The following is a 21,598-nucleotide window of genomic DNA, read 5'->3' as shown; positions in this document are numbered from 1 at the left end:
CAAAAGAAGCCTTTCTTTTGGGTTTATTTCTTATACGCAAGACTCCTCTCACTCTTCATCTCATTCTCCTTACCGTAAGGAGGAGAATCATGAATTTACAATCGGATGTTTCTTTATTTTTAAAGGACAGTCTGACACACCGCACCATTCCAATCGCAGAGACTTTTACGGTCGACACGATCACACCCATTCAGATGGTTGAAAAACTGGACAGAAACATTACGTATCTTTTAGAAAGCAAGGATGAGTCGTCAAGCTGGTCGAGATACTCTTTTATCGGCCTTGATCCTTTTATCACGATTAAGGAGAGTCATAACACATTCACTGCCGCTGATCCAAACGGGCATACGCTGTTTGAAGCCGGAGAATTAAAAGCCGTGCTTGATTGGATGAATGAAAGCTTCCGCATTAAAACACCCGAGCTTGATATCCCGTTTTCGGGAGGGGCCGTCGGTTATCTGAGCTATGACATGATTCCTTTGATTGAGCCTTCCGTGCCGAGCCACGCGAAAGAAACAGATTTCGAAAAATGCATGCTGTTTGTCTGCCGGAAAATCATCGCGTACGATCACGAAACGAAACAAGTGCATTTCATTCAATATGCGGCGCTTAACGGCCGGGAGACGGAGGAAGAAAAGCGGGCCGTTTTTAAAGAAAATTGCGCGGAGCTTCGTAAGCTTATCGGTATTTTGACAGAACCGAAAGATATGAAAGAGCCGTTTTTTTCTAAAGAAACATTTGAAACGCCAAGTTTTGCCGATGTGACATCCAATTATACGAAAGAAGAGTTTATGGCCGGCGTCGATAAACTGAAAGAATATATAAAAGCCGGAGACATTTTTCAAGGGGTGCTTTCGCAAAAGTTTGACATTCCGGTATCCAGACATTCATTTGAGCTGTACAGGGTGCTCCGCATCATCAATCCTTCACCTTATATGTACTATATCAAACTGCCTGACAGAGACATTGTCGGGAGTTCGCCTGAACGTCTGATCCGCGTGCATGACAGGCACTTGGAAATTCATCCGATTGCCGGAACGAGAAGAAGGGGCGCCGGAAAAGAAGAGGACGAACGCCTGAAAAAAGAGCTGATGAATGACGAAAAAGAGAAAGCTGAACATTATATGCTCGTCGATCTTGCGCGCAATGACATCGGCAGAGTTGCGGAGTACGGTTCCGTAGCCGTTCCGGAATTCACAAAGGTCGTTTCTTTTTCACATGTGATGCACATCATCTCTGTTGTAACCGGCCGTTTAAAACAGGGCGTCCATCCGGTTGATGCGCTGATGTCGGCATTCCCGGCAGGAACACTCTCGGGCGCTCCGAAAATCCGCGCGATGCAGCTTTTAAATGAATTAGAACCGACTTCCAGAGAAACCTACGGCGGATGTATTGCTTATATCGGATTTGACGGGTCAATTGATTCGTGTATCACCATCCGCACCATGAGTATCAAAAACGGTACGGCGTCGGTGCAGGCGGGCGCGGGAATAGTCGCTGATTCGGTCCCGGAAGCCGAATATGAAGAGAGCTGCAACAAAGCGGGGGCGCTTTTAAAAACGATTCAAATCGCAGAAGACATCTTTTCTGGCGGGGAGGAGAAGACGGATGAACAAATTTCTGCAATCGTGCGTTAATGGCCGCACGCTGAAAACCGGAGAAGCCGAAAAGCTGATGGAGATGATGATGAACGGGGACATGTCGCAGTCTGAGATCGGCGGGATTTTATCGGTATTAGCCCACCGGGGTGAAACGGCGGAGGAGCTTGCCGGATTTGTAAAAGTGATGCGGGCGCGGGCACAGACGGCGGGTGGCTTGGCGGATGTCGTTGATACGTGCGGAACAGGCGGCGACGGGATTTCTACGTTTAACATATCCACGGCAGCGGCGATTACAGCTTCTGCCGCCGGAGCTAAAGTTGCCAAGCACGGAAATCGCTCCGTTTCGTCTAAAAGCGGCAGCGCGGATGTGCTGGAAAAGCTGGGGGTTTCCATTCAAGCCACTCCAGAAAGCGTCAAACGCAGCATTGAAATGAAACAAATGGGTTTTTTGTTTGCGCCGCTGTTTCATTCGTCAATGAAGCACGTCGCCGCCGCAAGAAAAGAGCTTGGCTTCCGAACCGTATTTAATCTGCTGGGCCCGCTCAGCAACCCGCTGCAGGTGAAGCGGCAGGTGATCGGCGTCTATTCATTTGATAAAGCGCGCCTGATGGCAAGCGCTTTGGAACAATTTGATGTCAGACACGTCATGCTTGTGTCGGCGCGTGACGGATTAGATGAACTGTCCATCACAGCACCGACCGATATCATTGAACTGAAAAACGGTGAACGTCTGGAATATTCCGTTTCACCTGAACAATTCGGTTTTGCAGAAGGTTCATTGAAGGATATTCAAGTGAATTCATCGGAAGAAAGCGCGCTCCTCATTCAGAATATTTTTGCAAATAAAGCTCCGTTATCCGCTCTGCATATTACCGCCTTAAATGCGGGCGCGGCCATTTATACGGCAGGTCTTGCAAACGATCTGAAAGAAGGAACGAAAACCGCCTTAGAAGCGATTCAAAACGGAGATGCCAAAAAGCAGCTCGAACGTCTGAAACAGAAAGAGGAAGAAATGTATGCTTGACCAAATCATTCAGCAGAAAAAAGAAGAAATCAAATCCATCTTGCTGCCGGAAACCTGTCAAATTGAACGGAGATCCTTTAAAGAAGCGCTCCTGAACCCGAACCGTTTTATCGGGCTGATTGCCGAAGTGAAAAAAGCTTCGCCGTCTAAAGGATTGATTAAAGAGCATTTTGTTCCGGAAACGATTGCGGCGGATTATGAAGCGGCTAAAGCCGACGCCCTTTCGGTTCTCACGGATACCCGTTTTTTTCAGGGGAGAAATCAATTTCTGACAGATGTTAAACAAACCGTGTCTCTTCCCGTGCTGAGAAAAGATTTTATTATTGATTCCCTTCAGGTGGAGGAATCGTTCAGGATCGGCGCCGATGCCATTTTGCTGATCGGGGAAGCGCTGGAACCTTCAGAGCTTTATGAGCTTTATCTGGAAGCCCGCGAGAAGGGCATGGACGTTCTCGTTGAAGTCCATGGTGAAACTGTGCTTGAACGGATTTTACAAGTGTTTCAGCCGGACATTCTCGGCATAAACAACCGGGACTTAAAAACGTTCCGTACTTCTGTTTCGCAAACGGAAAAAATAGCGCAGCTTGTGCCGGACGGCTGCCTGCTGGTCAGCGAAAGCGGCATCGGTTCTTTGGCTGACCTGCAATTCGTCAACAAGCACGGGGCGCAGGCTGTATTGGTCGGAGAATCCTTAATGAGAGAGGATTCGCAGCAAAAGGCGATCCGCGGACTGTTCGGGGAGTGACGATATGAAAAAGCCTGAGTTAAAGTACTGCGGAATACGATCGAAGCGTGATTATGAACTTGCGGCAGCTTCAGAAGCGGATTATCTGGGATTTATTTTTGCCCCAAGCAAACGGAGAGTAACGCCGGATGAGGTCCGGAAATGGAAAGAGCAGGTCCGGACAGACAAGAAACATGTCGGAGTATTTGTAAATGAAACGATAGAAAACATCGGGCAAATCGCCTCTGATCTGGCACTTGACGTCATCCAGCTTCACGGTGATGAATCGCCTGAGGATGCCCTCCGTCTCCGTCCGCTTGTGAGCTCGGAAATATGGAAAGCGCTCCATCACGGGGAAGGGACGCTCCGTCAGATGGCTCAATTTGCACCTGCTGTCGACGGCTATGTCATTGATTCTTCAGTGACAGGAATGAGAGGTGGGACGGGAATCGCGTTTTCATGGGCCCGTGTCCCCTTGTACCGAAAGCAGGCTCAAAATGCAAGCAAGCGCTGTTTTATTGCGGGCGGTGTTAATCCTGAGACGATTACCGGCTTACTGAGATCGCGTCCGTGCGGTATAGATCTTGCCAGCGGAATTGAAAAAAACGGACACAAGGATCAAACACTGATCCGGCTTTTAGAAGAAAGGATGAACCACTATGTATCCATATCCAAATGAAATCGGAAGATACGGCGAATTCGGCGGCAAATTTGTCCCTGAAACATTGATGCGGCCCCTTGAGGAAATCGAAACGGCTTTCACAGAATTAAAGAATGATCCCGTTTTTCATGCCGAATATAAAAAACTATTGTTTGATTACTCCGGAAGACCGACTGCATTAACGTTCGCAGACAGGGTGTCAGAGTATTTGGGAGGGGCGAAAATCTATCTGAAAAGAGAAGATTTAAACCATACCGGCTCTCATAAAATTAACAACGCGTTAGGCCAGATTCTGCTTGCTAAAAAGATGGGCAAAACGAAAATCATCGCCGAAACCGGTGCGGGACAGCACGGTGTGGCTGCCGCGACAGCCGCCGCAAAATTCGGTTTTAAATGTACGGTTTTTATGGGTGAAGAAGACGTTGCGCGCCAGTCGCTGAACGTATTCCGGATGAAACTGCTCGGCGCGGAAGTGGTGCCGGTCACAAGCGGCAACGGCACGCTGAAAGATGCGACGAATGAGGCAATCAGGTATTGGGTCCAGCATTGTGAAGATCATTTCTATCTTATCGGTTCTGTAGTGGGTCCGCACCCGTATCCGTATATCGTTCGCGAATTTCAGAAAATCATCGGCGAGGAAGCGAAAGAACAGCTCCGCCGAGTTGAAGGAACGCTCCCGGATAAGGTTGTTGCATGTGTCGGCGGCGGAAGCAATGCGATGGGCATATTTCAGGCCTTTTTAGAAGAAGACATTGAGCTGATCGGCGCCGAGGCGGCCGGAAAAGGAATTGATACGCCGCTGCATGCGGCAACGATCGCAAAAGGGACGCTCGGGGTGATTCACGGATCAATGACCTATTTAATACAAGATAAATACGGGCAGATTATCGAACCGTATTCCATTTCAGCAGGCCTTGATTACCCGGGGATCGGCCCTGAGCACGCCTATCTGCACAAAAGCGGCCGTGTAACGTACGAAAGCGTGACAGACGATGAAGCGATTGCCGCGTTACGTCTGCTTTCTGAAACAGAAGGTATTCTTCCGGCTATTGAATCTGCCCACGCCCTGGCAAAAGCGTTCGAAATGGCAAAGGACATGGATAAAGACAAAATCATTCTCGTCAGTTTGTCGGGAAGAGGAGATAAAGACGTTCATACGCTGATGAATGTTTTGGAAAACGGGGTGGAGACACATGTTTAATCTGCGAGATTCTGAAAAATTGTTTATCCCTTTTATCACAGCGGGCGATCCGCTTCCTGACATTTCTGTTGAACTGGCAATATCATTACAGAATGCAGGCGCTTCTGCCCTTGAAATCGGCGTTCCTTACACAGATCCGCTTGCGGACGGACCCGTCATACAACGGGCTTCAAAACGGGCTCTGGAAAACGGAATGAATATCGTAAAAGCCATTGAACTTGGCGGCAAAATGAAAAAAAACGGCGTTCATATTCCAATTATCCTCTTTACGTATTATAATCCTGTGTTACAATTAGAAAAAGAATACTTTTTCGCTTTACTGCGGGAAAACGACATAGACGGCTTGCTTGTACCCGACCTTCCATTAGAGGAAAGCGCCCTTTTGCAAATGACATGCAAAAAGGAGAACATCGCTTATATCTCACTGGTTGCGCCGACAAGTGAAGACCGTTTGAAAATAATTACTGAACAGGCCTGCGGCTTTGTGTATTGTGTATCCTCTTTAGGAGTGACGGGCGTACGCAGCGAATTCGATCCTTCTGTATACTCTTTCATCCGTAAGGTGAAAGAATTCAGCTCTGTTCCGGTGGCGGTCGGTTTTGGCATTTCAAACCGCAAACAGGTTGACGGGATGAATGAAATATCTGACGGTGTCGTTGTCGGCAGCGCGCTTGTCAAAAAAGTTGAAGAGCTTAAAACAAAGCTTGTGAACCCCGGCACAAGAGCTGATGCGCTTCTTGAATTTGAAGAATACGCAAAGACGTTCGGACGACTGTACAGTGTAAAATGAGGTGACTGGATTTGCAGATTAAAGAACAGCTGCGGCAGCTGAAACCGTATCAGCCGGGCAAACCAATAGAAGAAGTGAAAATGGAATACGGGCTTGAAAAAGTAGTAAAACTCGCTTCTAACGAAAATCCGTTCGGCTGTTCACAGGCCGCAAAAGATGCGCTGCATCGGGAGATTGAGCAGCTTGCGCTGTATCCCGACGGTTACAGTGCCGCTTTGAGAACGCGGCTCAGTGAGCATCTGCAGGTCAGTGAATCTTCGATCATTTTCGGCAACGGCTCTGATGAGCTAGTGCAGATTATCTGCCGTTCTTTATTAAATGATCAGGCAAACACGATTACCGCCGCCCCGACTTTCCCGCAATACAGACACAATGCGGTGATTGAAGGCGCTGAGGTGCGCGAGGTGCCGCTCCGCAGTGACGGCGCTCATGATTTGGACCGGATGCTGGAAGCAATTGACGGCGAGACGAAAGTCATATGGGTATGCAACCCCAATAATCCGACGGGGACATATACTTCTGAGCAAGAGCTAATTGCCTTTTTAAACAGAGTTCCCGAGCATATACTCGTTGTCCTTGATGAAGCGTACTACGAGTATGTTACGGCGGAAGATTACCCAGAAAGCATTCCGCTTTTAAAGCAATATCCGAATGTCATGATCCTCCGCACCTTCTCTAAAGCGTACGGACTTGCCGCGCTGCGCGTCGGATACGGCATTGCGGACGAAGCGCTGATCCGCCAGATTGAACCGGCGAGAGAGCCGTTCAATACGAGCAGAATCGGTCAGGCTTCGGCACTGGCAGCGCTTGACGACCAGACATTTATCCAGGAATGCGTCGAGAAAAATAAAGCCGGCCTTAAGCAGTATTATGATTTTGCGGAAACTCACGGATTAACTTGTTATCCTTCACAAACCAACTTTGTGCTCATTGATTTTAACCGTCCGGCGGATGAACTGTTCCAAGCCCTGTTGGAAAAAGGATATATCGTCCGCTCAGGACAGGCGCTCGGATTTCCGACAGCGTTAAGGATTACGGTCGGTACGAAAGAGCAGAATGAGGAAATTCTCACAATTTTAGCTGAAATATTATAAGAGGTGATCAAGCATCACCTCTTTGCTCTATTAAAATAGATGAAAAAGGAAATGAGTGAAATGAAGGATACTATATTGCTTGCGGGGATCGGGCTGATCGGCGGATCGATCGCATTGGCCATCAAAAAGGAGCATCCGCATAAACGGATTATCGGTGTGGATATTTCGGAAGAACAGCTCACTGCCGCGCTGAAGCTCGGAATTATTGACGAGCGGGCCGGCTCATTGACGGAAGGGGCGCAGCAAGCGTCTGTTGTCATTATCGCCACGCCTGTCGCCCAAACGCTGAAAATGCTCGATATGCTGGCCGCATCAGACATCACCCATGAACTCCTGATTACGGATGTGGGCAGCACGAAACAGAAAGTCGTCAGCTACGCCGACAAAGTGCTTCCGGCTCACTATCAATTTGTCGGCGGCCATCCGATGGCGGGATCTCATAAATCCGGGGCCGCTGCGGCGAAAGAATTTTTATTCGAAAATGCGTTTTACATTTTAACACCCGGAAAATCAACTTCTAAAGAGTCAGTAACGCATCTGAAGGAACTCTTGAAAGCGGCAAACGCCCACTTTGTGGAGATGACTCCCGAGGAGCATGACGGCGTAACGAGCGTTATCAGCCATTTCCCTCATATCGTTGCTGCAAGCCTCGTCCATCAGGCTCATCATTCTGAAGAAGATTATCCGTTTTTGAAGCGTTTCGCAGCCGGCGGTTTTCGGGACATCACCAGAATCGCCTCAAGCAGTCCGGCGATGTGGAGAGACATACTTCTTCATAACAAAGATAAACTGCTTGACCGCTTCAAAGAATGGAAACGGGAGATTGACACGATCGAATCTTATGTAGAAAATGAAGATGCGGACAGCCTGTTCGGATATTTTAAAAAAGCGAAAGATTATCGCGACGGCCTGCCGCTCCGTCAAAAAGGAGCGATCCCGTCCTTTTATGACCTTTATGTCGATGTTCCCGATCATCCGGGGGTCATTTCGGAAATTACGGCGATACTGGCAGAAGAAAAAATCAGTATCACCAACATCCGCATTATCGAAACAAGAGAAGATATTAACGGAATTCTCAGAATCAGTTTCCAGACTGATGATGACCGGAAGCGCGCGGAAACCTGCATTCAATCCCGCGCCAAATATGACACATTTTACGCTGACTGAGGTGGAAAACATTGAAAAGAGAAAAAGTGACGTCTTTAAACGGTGAAATTCATATTCCGGGGGATAAATCCATCTCCCACCGTTCTGTTATGTTCGGAGCGCTTGCGGAAGGAACGACAACGGTAAAAAACTTTTTGCCCGGAGCCGATTGTCTGAGCACCATTGCCTGCTTCAGAAAAATGGGTGTCTCCATTGAACAAAACGGAAGTGATGTAACGATATACGGAAAGGGCATTGACGCACTTTGTGAGCCTGACAGCCTTCTTGATGTCGGAAATTCCGGCACGACCATCCGCCTGATGCTCGGCATTTTAGCCGGACGCCCATTTCACAGTACGGTAGCGGGTGACGAAAGTATTGCAAAGCGCCCGATGAAGAGGGTGACGGAGCCTTTAAAACAGATGGGAGCCGCGATTGACGGAAGAGCGGACGGAGGGTTTACGCCTTTATCCGTAAGAGGCGGACAATTGAAAGGCATAGATTACGTCTCCCCTGTTGCAAGCGCGCAGATCAAATCTGCCGTGCTGCTTGCCGGATTGCAGGCTGAAGGGACGACGACCGTCACTGAGCCTCATAAATCAAGAGACCATACGGAACGGATGCTGAACGCTTTTGGCGCCGAGCTTGCGGAAACGGAGACGAGCGCTTCCGTAACGGGCGGTCAGAAGCTTCGGGGAGCCGATATTTTCGTGCCCGGCGATATTTCTTCAGCGGCCTTTTTCCTCGCGGCAGGCGCTGTCGTTCCCGGAAGCCGGATTGTGCTGAAAAACGTCGGCCTGAACCCGACACGCACGGGAATGATTGATGTCTTAAAGCAAATGGGGGCTTTACTTGAAGTGATTCCTTCAGAAGCGGACAGCGCGGAGCCTTACGGAGACTTGGTTATTGAAACCTCAGCTCTGAAAGCGGCAGAAATCGGCGGAGAAATCATTCCCCGTTTAATTGACGAGATCCCGATTATCGCCCTTTTGGCAACGCAGGCTGAAGGCACAACTGTCATTAAAGACGCTGCGGAGCTGAAGGTGAAGGAAACGAACCGGATCGACACCGTCGTATCAGAGCTCCGGAAAATCGGCGCAGACATTGAACCGACTGAAGACGGCATGAAAATACACGGCAAAAAAACGCTTGCGGGCGGAGCCGATGTGTCAAGCCACGGCGACCACCGCATCGGCATGATGCTCGGTATCGCTTCATGCCTGACAGAAGAGCCGATCGACATCCGTGATACAGAGGCGATCCATGTCTCATATCCGACATTTTTTGAGCATTTAGATCAATTAGCCAAAAAAGCCTGAAGACTGTTCTTCGGGCTTTTTTCTTCATGTGTCATAAAATCTTGGGCTTTGACATAGCTTGTCTTAAACAGAAAAATAACAGAAAGGGGGAATGCGTTTTCGTTACAGAAACAGCCGGAACAAATTGCGCTGTTTGCGTATAAAGATGCCGTCCCCTTTTTTGCCGTTTTCCTCTTAACCATTTTCTGATAAACTATAATGCCGGGTGAAGCATCTTATTTGCGGGCAGGCCCTGTCTGAATTATGATAAGAATAACCCGAATAAAAACCCTTTTCATTTGGTTGATGAGGTATAGGAAAAGAAAGGACCGGTCTGATTTGAATACATTGATTCAAGAAGCCATAAAATTAGTTGAAGCAGGTGAAACCGAAAAGGGACTCAAAGCGCTTTCAAAAGCTGAAACAGAGCTTCATGACGAAGACAAAGCCATTGCAGCCCAGCTCTACTATGAATGGGGAAACGCCGAAAAAGCGTTAGCGCTGATCAGTGATCTGCATGACCTTTATCCGGATGAGTCTGAGCTGACGAATTTTTACGCCGAATTGTTAATAGATATTGATGAAGAAGAAAAAGCTCTTGAGGTGCTGGAGACGATTTCTCCGGAAGATCCGTCTTACGCGGAAAGCCTTCTTTTAATGGCTGATCTGTATCAGATGCAGGGCTTATTTGAAGTAAGTGAGCAAAAGCTGTTACAGGCGAAAGCGATGTTACAAGATGAACCAGTTATTGATTTCGCTCTGGGGGAATTATACTTCACTCAGGGATCATACGCAAAAGCCGTTCCTTACTATGAAGAGACGGCAAAAGAACGGCACGAAATCGGCGGCGTAAATGTTCATCAGAGGCTGGCTGAGTCATTGAGCGCGGCGGGTGAATTTGAGGAAGCGATTTCATGGTATGAAAAAGCGGCGGCAGAACATACAGAACCGAATACGATTTTCGGGTACGGGTTCACAGCCTATCAGGCGGGAATGGTCAAAACAGCCATCAAGCAGCTGTCTGATTTAAAAGGGCTTGATCCTTCCTATTCATCGCTTTATATGCCGCTTGCAAAAAGCTACGAGGCAGAAGGCATGTATGAAGATGCATTAAAAACCGCTAAAGAAGGTATTACTTACGATGAATACAATAAAGAGCTTTTTCTCTATGCGGCGAAAATGGCGTTAAAGCTCGGCAGCGAAGAGGAAGGCAAAAAGCTTCTTCAGGAAGCGCTGGCGCTCGATCCGGGTTACGTGGAAGCGCTCCATACGCTTTTAGCCGTCTATCATAAAGAAGAAAGCTTTGAAGAGATTATTGATCTGATTCAGGAGGTCCGCGGCTACGGGGAAGAAGATCCGAAATACAATTGGTATTTGGCGGGGGCCTATACAGGCTTGGAGCAATACGCTGAAGCGAAAAAAAGCTTCGAAGCTGCGTATCTCCATTATCAGGATGATCGGGATTTCTTATATGAATACGCTCACTTCTTATTGGAAGAGGGTCTCCAGAAAGAAGCGCTGCCGCTTTTAAAACAAGTGCTTTCAATGGATGGAACAAACGAAGAGCTTGAAGAAACAATCTTACGGATAGAGGATGAATTTTTAAGATAAGCAGGATTTTGGACCATGCTTGCTGAATGTATAAGTGATGTCAGATTATACGATCGATAGAGGAGGGAATTACATGCAGACCCCTGTTTCTGTCAATGAAAAAAAGGATTTTATCCGTTGGTTTTTAAATCATTATCAGCTTAAACGCCGGGAGTGCGTCTGGATTTTAAATTATTTAATGAGTCATGATTCATTAATGGAAAAAGTCCATTTTGTAGAACAAGCCGAATTTTGCCCGAGAGGCATTATCATGTCTACTCATTGCGTTGATGAGGTGCCGTTTAGGTTTTACAAAGAAAATGTCATGACTACGGACGCGGAAAAATCTTTTCACGACATCCGGTTAAATAAACAGCAGGATTTATTTATCCAGCTGAATTTCCGTTCGGCCTACAGCTCACCGGAATATGCCGCTGTTCTTGAATCAAATCCGCATCTGCCGAAAGACCTGTTTGAAAATAAACAGGATCAGGGGATGGCTGAAAAAATATTAGAACATGCCATTTCCACTTTCCAGCGGGAAAAGCTGCTTAAAGATATCGACGAGGCGCTGGACCGCCACGACAAAGAAACATTTGAAAAGCTTTCCCGCCAATTGAATCAGCTCACATAAATGACAGCCTTGCAGAATATGCAAGGCTTGTTGCGTAAAGAGGAGGAACGAGACATGAGATGGAGGGCCGCTGATGCCGATTCCTATTTACAATCTGCGGATTACATTGATACCGCTGTCATTCCATTAATTTCCATAACGTCTTCAGGAGGCTTAAAAGAGGCCGTTGAACAGGGGGAAAGCACCCAATTGCTTTCTGAAGAGCTTGAGCGCCAATTGAAGGGACGGGTATATTTATTCCCCTCTTATACATATGTTGATATAGACCAATCACAAATCGCCCTGCTTCAAAAACTCAAAGAAGAGGTGATGACCAACTTCCGGCACGCCTTGTTCCTGACGGCAGACGAAAAATGGAAGGATTCTGAAATAGGGTCTGATGTCATATACATACCTGCCGTTCCGTTTGAACATATGAAAGACTCTTTAAAGAGAAAAATTGCGGATGACAAGTGCGGAGAAATTTTGAACGTTTTGTTACAGAAGTGGAACAATTCTTAAAAACTCCAGGTATCCTGCAAAACACCCGTTTTGCCTCTGTTGACCTTGCTGAAAGATTCATATATTATGAGGGTGTCAAATCTCAGAATTATTTTCTATTTTAGTTAATTTTTGGTCAATCTTTAGGGGGGGAAGAGATGGGCGGAAAACAAGATATATCAAGAAGACAATTTTTAAACTATGCGCTCACCGGCGTGGGGGGATTTATGGCCGCCAGTGCGCTTATGCCTATGGTCCGTTTTGCGCTGGATCCGGTATTAAAACCGACGGGAGATCAAAAAATGGTGCAGGTTGTCAGTGTGGATGAGCTGACGAAGGAGCCGAAGCGGTTTGACTTTAAAATTCATCAAGTCGACGCCTGGTACGAATCGGAAGAATCCAGATCAGCCTGGGTTTACAAGCATGGGGATGAAATTATAGCGCTTTCTCCGATCTGCAAGCATTTGGGCTGCACCGTAAACTGGAACAATGATCCTAAAAATCCGAACAAATTCTTTTGTCCCTGCCATTACGGTCTGTATGAAAAAGACGGCACGAACGTTCCGGGCACGCCGCCGCTCGCGCCTCTTGACCGTTATGAGCAAAAAGTAAAGGACGGCTTTTTGTATCTTGGAAAAGCAAAGCCTAGGGGGGAAGGGTGACATGCTGAATAAAATTTATGACTGGGTGGATGAACGTCTCGATATTACGCCGATGTGGCGGGATATCGCCGACCATGAAGTGCCGGAACATGTAAATCCCGCTCACCATTTCTCGGCTTTTGTCTATTGTTTCGGCGGTTTGACGTTTTTTGTAACCGTTATCCAAGTGCTCTCCGGGATGTTTTTAACGATGTATTATGTGCCGGATATAAAAAACGCGTGGGAATCTGTGTATTATTTGCAGAATGAAGTCGCTTTCGGGCAGATTGTAAGGGGTATGCACCATTGGGGCGCAAGTTTAGTCATCGTGATGATGTTTTTACATACGCTGCGGGTTTTCTTTCAGGGAGCTTATAAAAAGCCTCGGGAATTGAACTGGATCGTCGGTGTTCTGATCTTTTTTGTGATGCTCGGTCTCGGTTTTACAGGGTATCTGCTTCCGTGGGATATGAAGGCGCTGTTTGCGACAAAGGTAGGTCTTCAGATTGCGGAGGCGACGCCATTGATCGGAGCGCAGGTGAAAACTCTTCTTGCCGGCCACCACGATATTGTCGGCGCTCAAACGCTGACGAGATTTTTTGCGATTCACGTATTTTTTCTCCCTGCCGCTTTGTTTGCGCTCATGGGCGCCCACTTTGTCATGATCCGCAAGCAGGGAATTTCAGGACCGCTTTAATACAAATCTGATATAAAAGGGAGGGGATGACATGCACCGGGGGAAAGGAATGAAGTTTGTAGGAGATTCAAGGATACCGGCTGAAAAAAAACCGAATATACCGAAAGACTATTCAGAGTATCCTGGAAAGACAGAGGCGTTTTGGCCGAACTTCCTGCTGAAAGAATGGATGGTCGGAGCCGTTTTCCTCGTCGGATTTCTCGTTTTAACGATTGTGCACGAGCCGCCTTTGGAACGGGTGGCGGACCCGACGGATACAGGGTATATTCCGCTGCCGGATTGGTATTTTCTATTTTTATACCAGCTTTTAAAATATGAATATGCCGCAGGGAGCTACACCGTTATCGGGGCGATGATTATACCGGGGCTTGCCTTCGGGTCGCTGCTTTTGGCTCCGTTTCTCGACAGGGGGTCTGAAAGAAGGCCGTGGAAGCGTCCGGTTGCCGTCGGGATGATGCTTTTGGCGCTTTGCGCTACGGTCTTTTTAACGTGGCAGTCAGTCGCGACACATGACTGGGCGAAGGCGGAGGAGCAAGGGAAAATTAAAAAAGAAGCCGCCATTGATACTGAATCAGACGGTTATAAGGTATTTAAAGAACAAGGCTGTATTTCCTGTCACGGGGATAATCTTCAAGGGGGAGGCGCCGGTCCGTCCCTGGTCGATAACGGGCTGAGCCCGGAAGAAATTAAAAAAATCGCCGTCAAAGGGAAAGGGCAGATGCCAGCCGGTATTTTTAAAGGGAATGACAAACAGCTTGATCAGCTGGCGAAGTTCATTTCTGAAACGACAGCGAAATAACGTATTGTGAAGTAGACAACAGCAGGATATACTTTTATGAAAAGAGCTGACCGGATGTCAGCTTTTTTTGCATGATACATACTTTTTACGGACTGAGAGTTGATGGTATGAGGTGGATTTCTTATCTTTTAGGGTTGCGCGGCATGCTTCTGCTTGTTCTTGCCGTTAATTTTATCGGTACGGTGTACGGCTATTATTGGTATGTGCCGCAGCTTTTGGACACGCCGTTCCGATTTCTGATATTTGTGCCTGACAGCCCGACGGCGACGTTTTTCTTCCTGTTTGTGCTTCTGGCATTTCTCATGGGAAGAAACGCGCCGCTGTTTGAAGCGCTGGCTCTTGTAACCCTTGTAAAATACGGGCTGTGGGCGGTCGGAATGAATGTCTTTGTGCTGGTCAAAATGGGGCAGATGCCTTGGGAAGGGTACATGCTGATTGCTTCACATTTTGCCATGGCCGTTCAAGGCGTTTTATACAGCCCGTATTTTCGGTTCCGGTTATGGCATCTTGCCGCTGCCGCTGTTTGGACGCTTCATAATGACGTCATTGATTATCTTTTCGGCATGATGCCCCGCTACTCAATGCTCAATGACTATATGCAAGAGATCGGCTATGCTACATTCTGGCTGAGCATATTTTCACTCGGCCTTGCATACTATTTGGTGATTTCTAAAAGACGGATAAAGCTTGACTTACACTGATAGAATCTTGGTCTAACCTTGTCCCGCTCCTCATATTCTGTAAAGAGAAGGAGTGGGAGGGACCTCTATGAAACGAAAGCTGACGATCTGTCTTTTACTTGCTCTTATGTGTTTCATCACAACTGCCAAAGCTGAAGATGAGGGCGGTCTCAAGGAACTGAACGACCTTTCGGATACCGTTTTCCAAATGACGCGGCATTCGCAGTATGATGAGGCTCTGCAAGTGCTTGGCTACTTTAAGAAAAAAATGACACACGTAAACTCACTGAGCGGCGCCGAAGTCAGGCAGGTGACTCTGGGTTTCAATGATTTAGTGCGCGTCCTGAAACAGGCAGACGCCTCAGATACCGAAAAAATCCGGGCAGCCGCCCAGTTCAGGTTGGTAATGGATGCGATGGAAGACCACTCCGATCCGCTGTGGGGTTCGCTTGAACGACCGATTATGGCGACATTCAGCGCCTTAAAAGAAGATGTCAGCAGAAACGGAAGTGGAAATTTCAATGAAAAGTGGAATGAATTTATATCATTATATGATTTAATTTATCCCAGCCTGACAATGGATGTGTCGGCCGGCCAGCTTGATACGGTGGCGAAACATATCGAGGTGATTGAGCAGGAAGGGTTTCAGCAGATGACAAAAGGAACAAAGCTTGAGCGTCTGACGCTCCTGCAGCAGGATTTAAAGCGGGTTTTTGACAAGGTGGAGCGGGATGACGCTGACCCTTCGCTGCTCTGGGTCATTCTGACAACAGGCGGTATCATTATTACTGCGCTGACATATGTCGGCTACCGAAAATACAGAGCGGAAAAAAAGAAAGAGAAAAAGCGTGAGTATCCTAAGTCTAAATAAACACAAATTGCTGTAAAGGAGCTAAGCCAGTGAAAAAACTCATCCAGCAATTGGCTTCAAAACACCTCCCGCAGCCGATCAGAGGCAGAAAAGGGGCGACTGACGAAGGACCGCGAAACCTCGCGCGTGACTTCCAGAATCCTGACATGCTCGTTCCGCCTTCAACGGATTCAGGAACGGTTCAAAACTTGAAATTCTCATTTTCTGATACGCATATGAGGCTTGAAGACGGCGGATGGTCCAGAGAGGTGACGGTCAGGGAACTGCCGGTATCCAAAAACATCGCGGCGGTGAACATGAGACTGAAACCGGGAGCTGTGCGGGAGCTTCATTGGCATAAAGAAGCCGAATGGGGATATGTGATTAACGGAGGAGTACGTTTAACTGCGGTCGATCAAAATGGGCGGAATTTTATTGATAACGTAAGTGAAGGGGACCTGTGGTATTTTCCTTCCGGCATTCCTCATTCCATTCAAGGATTAGAGCAGGGAAGTGAGTTTTTGCTCGTCTTTGATGACGGCTCTTTTTCAGAAAACAGCACCTTTTCAGTAACGGACTGGTTTGCCCATACCCCGCGCAGCGTGCTGGAGGCGAACTTCGGTGTTCCGGGTTATGAGCTGGCTTACATTCACAAGAAAGAGCGTTACATGTTCCAGCTGGAACCGCCTCCCCCTATTGAGCGGGCAGCAGTTTCTTCCCCGGAAGGCCCCGTTTTGGAGCCGTTCAGCTACAAGCTTTCCCGGCAGGAGCCTCTTGTTACCGGCGGGGGAAGAGTAAAGATTGTCGATTCAAAAACGTTTAAGGTGTCAAAAACGATTGCCGCAGCTCTTGTGGAGGTCGAACCCGGAGGCATGAGAGAATTGCATTGGCATCCCAATACGGACGAGTGGCAGTATTATCTTTCAGGAGAAGCGAAAATGACGGTGTTTGCGGCGGAGGGAAGAGCGCGGACATTTAACTATCAAGCGGGTGACGTAGGATATGTTCCTTTTGCAATGGGACATTATGTTCAGAATACCGGTGACACCGTGCTTCGCTTTCTGGAAATCTTCAAAAGCGACCGTTTCGAAGACGTCTCCTTAAATCAATGGCTGGCACTGACGCCGCAGCGCTTCGTCGAGCAGACGCTCAATGTCAGTCCGGCATTCGCCCGCCGATTGAAAAAGAAAAAATCACCGGTTGTCAAATGGAAAGACGAACAGTAAAGGCGGCAAAAGCCGCCTTTTTATTATCGTCTGATCGGATTTTTATTTTCATCAAGCGTAAATCCTTCGCCGAGCACATCATGGACGTCGCTTACTGCAACAAAGGCGTGCGGGTCAACGGAAGTGATGACGCTTTTCAAAAGCACAATTTCGTTTTTCGGAACGACGCAGTAAAGAACGTCCCTGTCTTCTTTTGTATATGATCCCTGTCCTTTTAAAACGGTGACGCCGCGCTCCATCTCTTCAATGATTTTTTGCTGGATCAAATCGTTTTTCGAAGAAATAATCGTTGCCCCTTTTGCGGCATAGCCGCCTTCCTGTATAAAATCAATCAATCTCGCAGCGACAAAAACGGCTACAAGCGTGTACATCGCTTCCTTGTAAGAAAGATACGTAAACAAAGAAAGCAGAATGACACAGGCGTCAAAGGCAAACATCGTCCGGCCCATCGGGATTCCGAAAAATTTGTTGATCAGCCTGGCGATGATATCGACCCCGCCCGTCGTGCCGCCGTATTTAAAAATAATGCCGAGACCCGCGCCGATAAAAACACCGGCGAACAAGGCGGCCAGCGCTAAATCATGCGACAGCGGCATATGAATTTCGTAGCGCTGAAAAACACTCAGAAAAACGGAAAGAGAGACGGTGCCGATCAGGGTATAGACAAACATCGTCCGGCCGAGCATACGCCAGCCGATGAAAAAGATAGGAATGTTTAATACCAGGTTGGAAATAGAAGGGCTGATGTGGAATAACGCATATAAAAGCAGCGTAATGCCGGTAAATCCGCCTTCCGCCAAATTGTTCTGCATATTAAAGTGAACCAGTCCGAATGAAAAAACAGCGGCGCCGATTAAAATAAAGCAAATGTTTTTGATTCTGATTTCTCCAAGCATTGCATCAAACCCCTTTTCCTTCCATAAGATTGCGTAAATATTATAGTGGATACAAAAGAAAACAGCAAACTGCCGTTTTTAACATTTGTCAAATGTACTTGAATTAGCTAACATGGAAGAGATGACAGGAGGTATTCGCACAGTGAGTGACAAAACGATGAAAGACTTACAAGCTGAGGTCGATGAATATATCGGCCAATTCAAAGAAGGCTATTTCAGCCCGCTTGCCATGATGGCCCGTCTCACGGAAGAACTGGGCGAACTTGCAAGAGAAGTCAACCATTATTATGGGGAAAAGCCGAAGAAAACGACGGAAAATGAGAAAAGCATGGAAGAGGAAATGGGCGATGTGCTGTTCGTTCTGATCTGCCTCGCCAACTCCCTTGATATTTCATTGGAGGAAGCTCATAACCGCGTCATGCATAAATTTAATACACGTGATAAAGACCGCTGGACTAGAAAAGAAGAAGGAAAGTAGGAGAAACCATGTCAAATGAAACCATTAAAGTCGTCATTGCCGGACCGAGAGGCAGAATGGGCCAGGAGGCCGTAAAACTTGCCGTCCGCACGCCTCATTTTGAGCTTGTCGGCGCCATTGACCATACATACGATCAGCAAACATTGCGGGAAGTGATGTCAGCTGATTCAGACGCTCTTATTTATACGGATATCCGCGCATGTTTCCAAGAAACAAAACCGGATGTACTGATCGATTTGACAACGCCTGAAATCGGCAAAAAACATACGAAAGCCGCTCTTGAACACGGCGTCCGCCCCGTTGTGGGAACGACCGGATTTTCTGAAGCGGATTTAGAGGAGCTTCAAGCTTTGACTGAAGAAAAAGGAATCGGCGCTATCATCGCTCCGAATTTTGCATTGGGCGCGGTGCTGATGATGAAGTTCTCACAAATGGCCGCCAACTATTTTGAAGATGTAGAAATCATTGAGCTTCATCATGATCAAAAGCTGGATGCCCCGAGCGGAACGGCGCTGAAAACAGCGGAAATGATTTCAAGCGTCCGTACAGAAAAGCAGCAGGGCCATCCTGATGAAAAAGAAATTCTGCCGGGCGCCCGCGGTGCTGAATTAAACGGCATCCGCCTTCACAGCGTGCGTCTGCCGGGCCTTATCGCCCATCAGGAAGTCATGTTCGGCATGGACGGCCAGACACTGAAACTGCGCCATGACTCCTATAACCGGGCTTCCTTTATGTCAGGAGTGAAGCTGTCAGTGGAGCAAGTGATGAAAATCGACCAGCTTGTATACGGACTCGAAAATATTATCGACTGAATCGGCAAGGGGGAGAACATCAAATGAAAATTGCTTTGATTGCTCACGATAAAAAAAAGCAGGATATGGTTCAGTTTACGACCGCATATAAAGATATATTGAGCCATCATGAGTTATACGCGACGGGTACGACAGGCTTAAAAATCCAGGAAGCGACCGGATTGTCCGTTGAACGTTTTCAATCCGGCCCGCTCGGCGGAGATCAGCAAATCGGCGCATTGATTGCGGCAAATGCCCTGGATCTCGTCATTTTTCTGCGCGATCCGTTAACTGCGCAGCCTCACGAACCGGATGTCTCGGCGCTGATCCGGCTGTGTGACGTATACGCGATCCCGCTCGCCACAAATATGGGAACAGCTGAAATACTCGTCCGGACGCTGGACGGCGGGGCATTTGATTTCCGCAATCTTGTGCGCGGAGGAGAGCCGAATGTCTGAACACGTTGATATCCTGGCGTTCGGCGCCCATAGTGATGATGTCGAGATCGGTATGGGCGGCACGATCGCAAAATTTACGGCTCAAGGGAAAACCGCGGTGATATGCGATTTGACCGAGGCCGAACTATCATCTAACGGAACGGTAGGGATAAGAAAAGAAGAAGCGGCAGAGGCGGCACGAATTCTCGGCGTAAAAGAGAGAATCCAGCTTACGCTTCCCGACCGCGGGCTTTTGAAAAGTGAGGACGGCATCCGCCGGATTGTCAGTGTCATCAGAGCCTGCCGGCCGAAAACCGTTTTCATGCCTTATCCGAAAGACCGCCATCCTGACCACGGCAATGCGGCGGCTTTGGTCGAAGAGGCGGTGTTCTCGGCGGGAATTCATAAATACAGAGATCATCAGGAACTGCCGGCTCATAAGGCTCAGCGCGTATACTATTATATGATCAACGGGTTTCACCGTCCGGACTTTGTAATCGACATAACGGAAACCATCGATCTGAAAAAAGAAAGCCTGCACGCCTATCAAAGCCAGTTTATTCCTACGGCGCAGTCAGTGAACACACCGCTGACCAACGGTTATATCGAAATGGTGGAAGCGCGGGAAAGACTGTATGGCAAAGAAGCCGGGACGGGGTATGCTGAAGGCTTCTTTTCAAAACAGCTTCCCGTTTTGAATGATGATGTTTTTGGGGGCGGACAATGAGACCATTAAAAATAGGGATTACATGCTACCCGAGTGTCGGAGGCTCGGGTATTATTGCGACGGAACTCGGCAAGCTGCTTGCGGAAAAAGGGCACCAGGTTCATTTCATCACATCAAGCATCCCGTTCAGATTAAATACATATCATCCGAATATTCATTTTCATGAGGTGGAAGTCAACCAATACGCGGTATTTAAATATCCGCCTTATGACCTTACGCTGGCGAGCAAAATCGCCGAGGTGGCCGCGAGGGAAAATCTTGATATCATTCACGCGCATTATGCGCTGCCGCATGCGGTATGCGCTTATCTCGCCAAGCAGATGCTCAAGCGTGACATCGGCATCGTGACGACGCTTCACGGTACGGACATCACCGTTTTAGGATATGATCCGTCATTAAAAGATTTAATCCGTTTTGCCATCGAAGCGTCCGACAGAGTGACGGCGGTATCAACCGCGCTTGCCGGAGAAACATATGACTTAATTAAGCCGGATAAAAAAATTGAGACCATCTACAACTTTATTGATGAACGTGTTTATCTTAAGAAAAATACAGAGAGTATAAAAGAGAAACATGGTATTTTGCCGGATGAAAAGGTCGTCATCCATGTTTCGAACTTCAGAAAAGTAAAACGTGTTAAAGATGTCATCCGCGTTTTCCGTAATATCGCAGCCAACACAAAGGCGAAGCTCCTGCTTGTCGGTGACGGACCGGAAAAGTGCGTCGCTTGGCAGCTTGTCGAAAAATACGGACTGCAGGATCAAGTGCTGCTCCTCGGAAATCAGGACAGGGTGGAAGAGCTGTATTCCATCAGCGATCTTAAGCTCCTTCTGTCTGAAAAAGAAAGTTTCGGACTCGTCCTCCTTGAGGCGATGGCCTGCGGCGTGCCGTGTATCGGAACAAATATCGGCGGCATCCCCGAAGTGATTAAAGATCAAGTAAGCGGTTTTCTGGTGGAAGTCGGCGATATTCAGGCGGCATCTGAAAAGGCGCTTGCTGTTTTAGAAGATAAACAGCTCAGCAAACGATTGACTGATCATGCGCTGAAAATGGTGGAGACCGCCTTTTCTTCGCAAAGAATCGTCAGTCAGTATGAACGGATTTATGACGAATTGGCAGGACCGGAGTGATCT

General features: G+C 47.7%; 24 protein-coding genes. 23 read left to right on the top strand and 1 reads right to left on the bottom strand.

Annotation, left to right across the window (positions count from 1 at the left end; translation table 11 throughout):
- Nucleotides 1-89: 89 nt before the first annotated feature.
- From trpE to VP472_RS10725, 18 genes are all read left to right on the top strand, one after another.
- Nucleotides 90-1,637 carry an anthranilate synthase component I gene (gene trpE, locus VP472_RS10810; RefSeq protein ID WP_146277092.1) on the top strand — a complete coding sequence of 516 codons (1,548 nt, stop codon included), beginning with the start codon at nucleotides 90-92 and terminating at the stop codon, nucleotides 1,635-1,637.
- Entirely contained in the window at nucleotides 1,609-2,625 is a 1,017-nt protein-coding gene (trpD, locus tag VP472_RS10805; RefSeq protein WP_146277090.1) for an anthranilate phosphoribosyltransferase, read from the top strand. Before trpE ends, trpD begins: the two co-directional genes overlap by 29 nt.
- Nucleotides 2,618-3,370, top strand: coding sequence for an indole-3-glycerol phosphate synthase TrpC (gene trpC / locus VP472_RS10800; protein ID WP_146277088.1), 753 nt, complete (start codon nucleotides 2,618-2,620; stop codon nucleotides 3,368-3,370). Before trpD ends, trpC begins: the two co-directional genes overlap by 8 nt.
- Nucleotides 3,371-3,374: 4 nt before the next feature.
- Nucleotides 3,375-4,028 carry a phosphoribosylanthranilate isomerase gene (locus tag VP472_RS10795; RefSeq protein WP_146277086.1) on the top strand — a complete coding sequence of 218 codons (654 nt, stop codon included), beginning with the start codon at nucleotides 3,375-3,377 and terminating at the stop codon, nucleotides 4,026-4,028.
- Nucleotides 4,009-5,211 carry a tryptophan synthase subunit beta gene (trpB, locus tag VP472_RS10790; protein ID WP_070082033.1) on the top strand — a complete coding sequence of 401 codons (1,203 nt, stop codon included), beginning with the start codon at nucleotides 4,009-4,011 and terminating at the stop codon, nucleotides 5,209-5,211. The genes VP472_RS10795 and trpB overlap by 20 nt, the downstream gene beginning before the upstream one ends.
- Nucleotides 5,204-6,001 (top strand): tryptophan synthase subunit alpha, encoded by a 798-nt coding sequence (trpA, locus tag VP472_RS10785; protein WP_007612229.1) that lies wholly within the window; start codon nucleotides 5,204-5,206, stop codon nucleotides 5,999-6,001. The genes trpB and trpA overlap by 8 nt, the downstream gene beginning before the upstream one ends.
- A gap of 11 nt (nucleotides 6,002-6,012) precedes the next feature.
- Nucleotides 6,013-7,095: a histidinol-phosphate transaminase gene (gene hisC / locus VP472_RS10780; RefSeq protein WP_071391694.1), complete on the top strand. Its 1,083-nt coding sequence runs from the start codon at nucleotides 6,013-6,015 to the stop codon at nucleotides 7,093-7,095.
- Between the two features lie 51 nt (nucleotides 7,096-7,146).
- The gene (locus tag VP472_RS10775) at nucleotides 7,147-8,262 is read left to right on the top strand and encodes a prephenate dehydrogenase (RefSeq protein WP_071392574.1); all 1,116 of its coding nucleotides are present in this window, start codon (nucleotides 7,147-7,149) and stop codon (nucleotides 8,260-8,262) included.
- Between the two features lie 11 nt (nucleotides 8,263-8,273).
- Nucleotides 8,274-9,560 (top strand): 3-phosphoshikimate 1-carboxyvinyltransferase, encoded by a 1,287-nt coding sequence (gene aroA, locus VP472_RS10770; protein ID WP_146277084.1) that lies wholly within the window; start codon nucleotides 8,274-8,276, stop codon nucleotides 9,558-9,560.
- A gap of 318 nt (nucleotides 9,561-9,878) precedes the next feature.
- Complete coding sequence (locus VP472_RS10765) at nucleotides 9,879-11,150, top strand: tetratricopeptide repeat protein (RefSeq protein ID WP_017418032.1); 1,272 nt, start codon at nucleotides 9,879-9,881, stop codon at nucleotides 11,148-11,150.
- A gap of 73 nt (nucleotides 11,151-11,223) precedes the next feature.
- The gene (locus tag VP472_RS10760; protein WP_003153482.1) at nucleotides 11,224-11,763 is read left to right on the top strand and encodes a ReoY family proteolytic degradation factor; all 540 of its coding nucleotides are present in this window, start codon (nucleotides 11,224-11,226) and stop codon (nucleotides 11,761-11,763) included.
- A gap of 54 nt (nucleotides 11,764-11,817) precedes the next feature.
- On the top strand, nucleotides 11,818-12,264 hold the full coding sequence (locus VP472_RS10755; protein ID WP_146277082.1) for a YpiF family protein: 447 nt from the start codon (nucleotides 11,818-11,820) through the stop codon (nucleotides 12,262-12,264).
- A 137-nt stretch (nucleotides 12,265-12,401) separates the two neighbouring features.
- On the top strand, nucleotides 12,402-12,905 hold the full coding sequence (locus VP472_RS10750; protein WP_003153484.1) for a Rieske (2Fe-2S) protein: 504 nt from the start codon (nucleotides 12,402-12,404) through the stop codon (nucleotides 12,903-12,905).
- A gap of 1 nt (nucleotide 12,906) precedes the next feature.
- Nucleotides 12,907-13,581 (top strand): menaquinol-cytochrome c reductase cytochrome b subunit, encoded by a 675-nt coding sequence (gene qcrB, locus VP472_RS10745; RefSeq protein WP_003153485.1) that lies wholly within the window; start codon nucleotides 12,907-12,909, stop codon nucleotides 13,579-13,581.
- Nucleotides 13,582-13,612: 31 nt separating this feature from the next.
- On the top strand, nucleotides 13,613-14,380 hold the full coding sequence (locus VP472_RS10740) for a menaquinol-cytochrome c reductase cytochrome b/c subunit (RefSeq protein WP_003153486.1): 768 nt from the start codon (nucleotides 13,613-13,615) through the stop codon (nucleotides 14,378-14,380).
- A 107-nt stretch (nucleotides 14,381-14,487) separates the two neighbouring features.
- Nucleotides 14,488-15,081, top strand: a complete 594-nt coding sequence (locus VP472_RS10735; protein ID WP_192897768.1) for a lipoprotein heptaprenylglyceryl N-acetyltransferase LhaT — start codon at nucleotides 14,488-14,490, stop codon at nucleotides 15,079-15,081.
- Nucleotides 15,082-15,148: 67 nt separating this feature from the next.
- Nucleotides 15,149-15,931 carry a sporulation protein YpjB gene (gene ypjB / locus VP472_RS10730; protein WP_052586201.1) on the top strand — a complete coding sequence of 261 codons (783 nt, stop codon included), beginning with the start codon at nucleotides 15,149-15,151 and terminating at the stop codon, nucleotides 15,929-15,931.
- A gap of 29 nt (nucleotides 15,932-15,960) precedes the next feature.
- Nucleotides 15,961-17,136 (top strand): oxalate decarboxylase family bicupin, encoded by a 1,176-nt coding sequence (locus tag VP472_RS10725; protein ID WP_146277076.1) that lies wholly within the window; start codon nucleotides 15,961-15,963, stop codon nucleotides 17,134-17,136.
- Nucleotides 17,137-17,159: 23 nt separating this feature from the next.
- On the opposite strand, the gene VP472_RS10720 is transcribed toward VP472_RS10725, so the two are convergent.
- A complete protein-coding gene (locus tag VP472_RS10720; protein WP_003153493.1) occupies nucleotides 17,160-18,032 on the bottom strand; it encodes a YitT family protein in 873 nt (290 codons plus the stop codon).
- 142 nt (nucleotides 18,033-18,174) lie between these two features.
- Here VP472_RS10720 and VP472_RS10715 point away from each other — a divergent pair, with 142 nt between their 5' ends.
- The 5 genes from VP472_RS10715 to bshA are packed head-to-tail and all read left to right on the top strand — an operon-like array spanning nucleotide 18,175 to nucleotide 21,595.
- Entirely contained in the window at nucleotides 18,175-18,510 is a 336-nt protein-coding gene (locus VP472_RS10715; protein ID WP_003153495.1) for a nucleotide pyrophosphohydrolase, read from the top strand.
- Nucleotides 18,511-18,518: 8 nt separating this feature from the next.
- Nucleotides 18,519-19,322: a 4-hydroxy-tetrahydrodipicolinate reductase gene (dapB, locus tag VP472_RS10710; RefSeq protein WP_003153497.1), complete on the top strand. Its 804-nt coding sequence runs from the start codon at nucleotides 18,519-18,521 to the stop codon at nucleotides 19,320-19,322.
- Nucleotides 19,323-19,345: 23 nt separating this feature from the next.
- Nucleotides 19,346-19,759, top strand: coding sequence for a methylglyoxal synthase (gene mgsA / locus VP472_RS10705; RefSeq protein ID WP_003153499.1), 414 nt, complete (start codon nucleotides 19,346-19,348; stop codon nucleotides 19,757-19,759).
- Nucleotides 19,752-20,465 carry a bacillithiol biosynthesis deacetylase BshB1 gene (gene bshB1, locus VP472_RS10700; RefSeq protein WP_003153501.1) on the top strand — a complete coding sequence of 238 codons (714 nt, stop codon included), beginning with the start codon at nucleotides 19,752-19,754 and terminating at the stop codon, nucleotides 20,463-20,465. Before mgsA ends, bshB1 begins: the two co-directional genes overlap by 8 nt.
- Nucleotides 20,462-21,595 carry an N-acetyl-alpha-D-glucosaminyl L-malate synthase BshA gene (bshA, locus tag VP472_RS10695; protein ID WP_020955989.1) on the top strand — a complete coding sequence of 378 codons (1,134 nt, stop codon included), beginning with the start codon at nucleotides 20,462-20,464 and terminating at the stop codon, nucleotides 21,593-21,595. The genes bshB1 and bshA overlap by 4 nt, the downstream gene beginning before the upstream one ends.
- Nucleotides 21,596-21,598: the final 3 nt, after the last annotated feature.

The organism is Bacillus sp. MT(2024) (assembly GCF_036362845.1).
Taxonomy (GTDB): Bacteria; Bacillota; Bacilli; order Bacillales; family Bacillaceae; genus Bacillus; species Bacillus velezensis.
The sequence above is the reverse complement of the archived record's forward strand: the minus strand, read 5'-3'. Positions and strand labels throughout refer to the sequence as shown.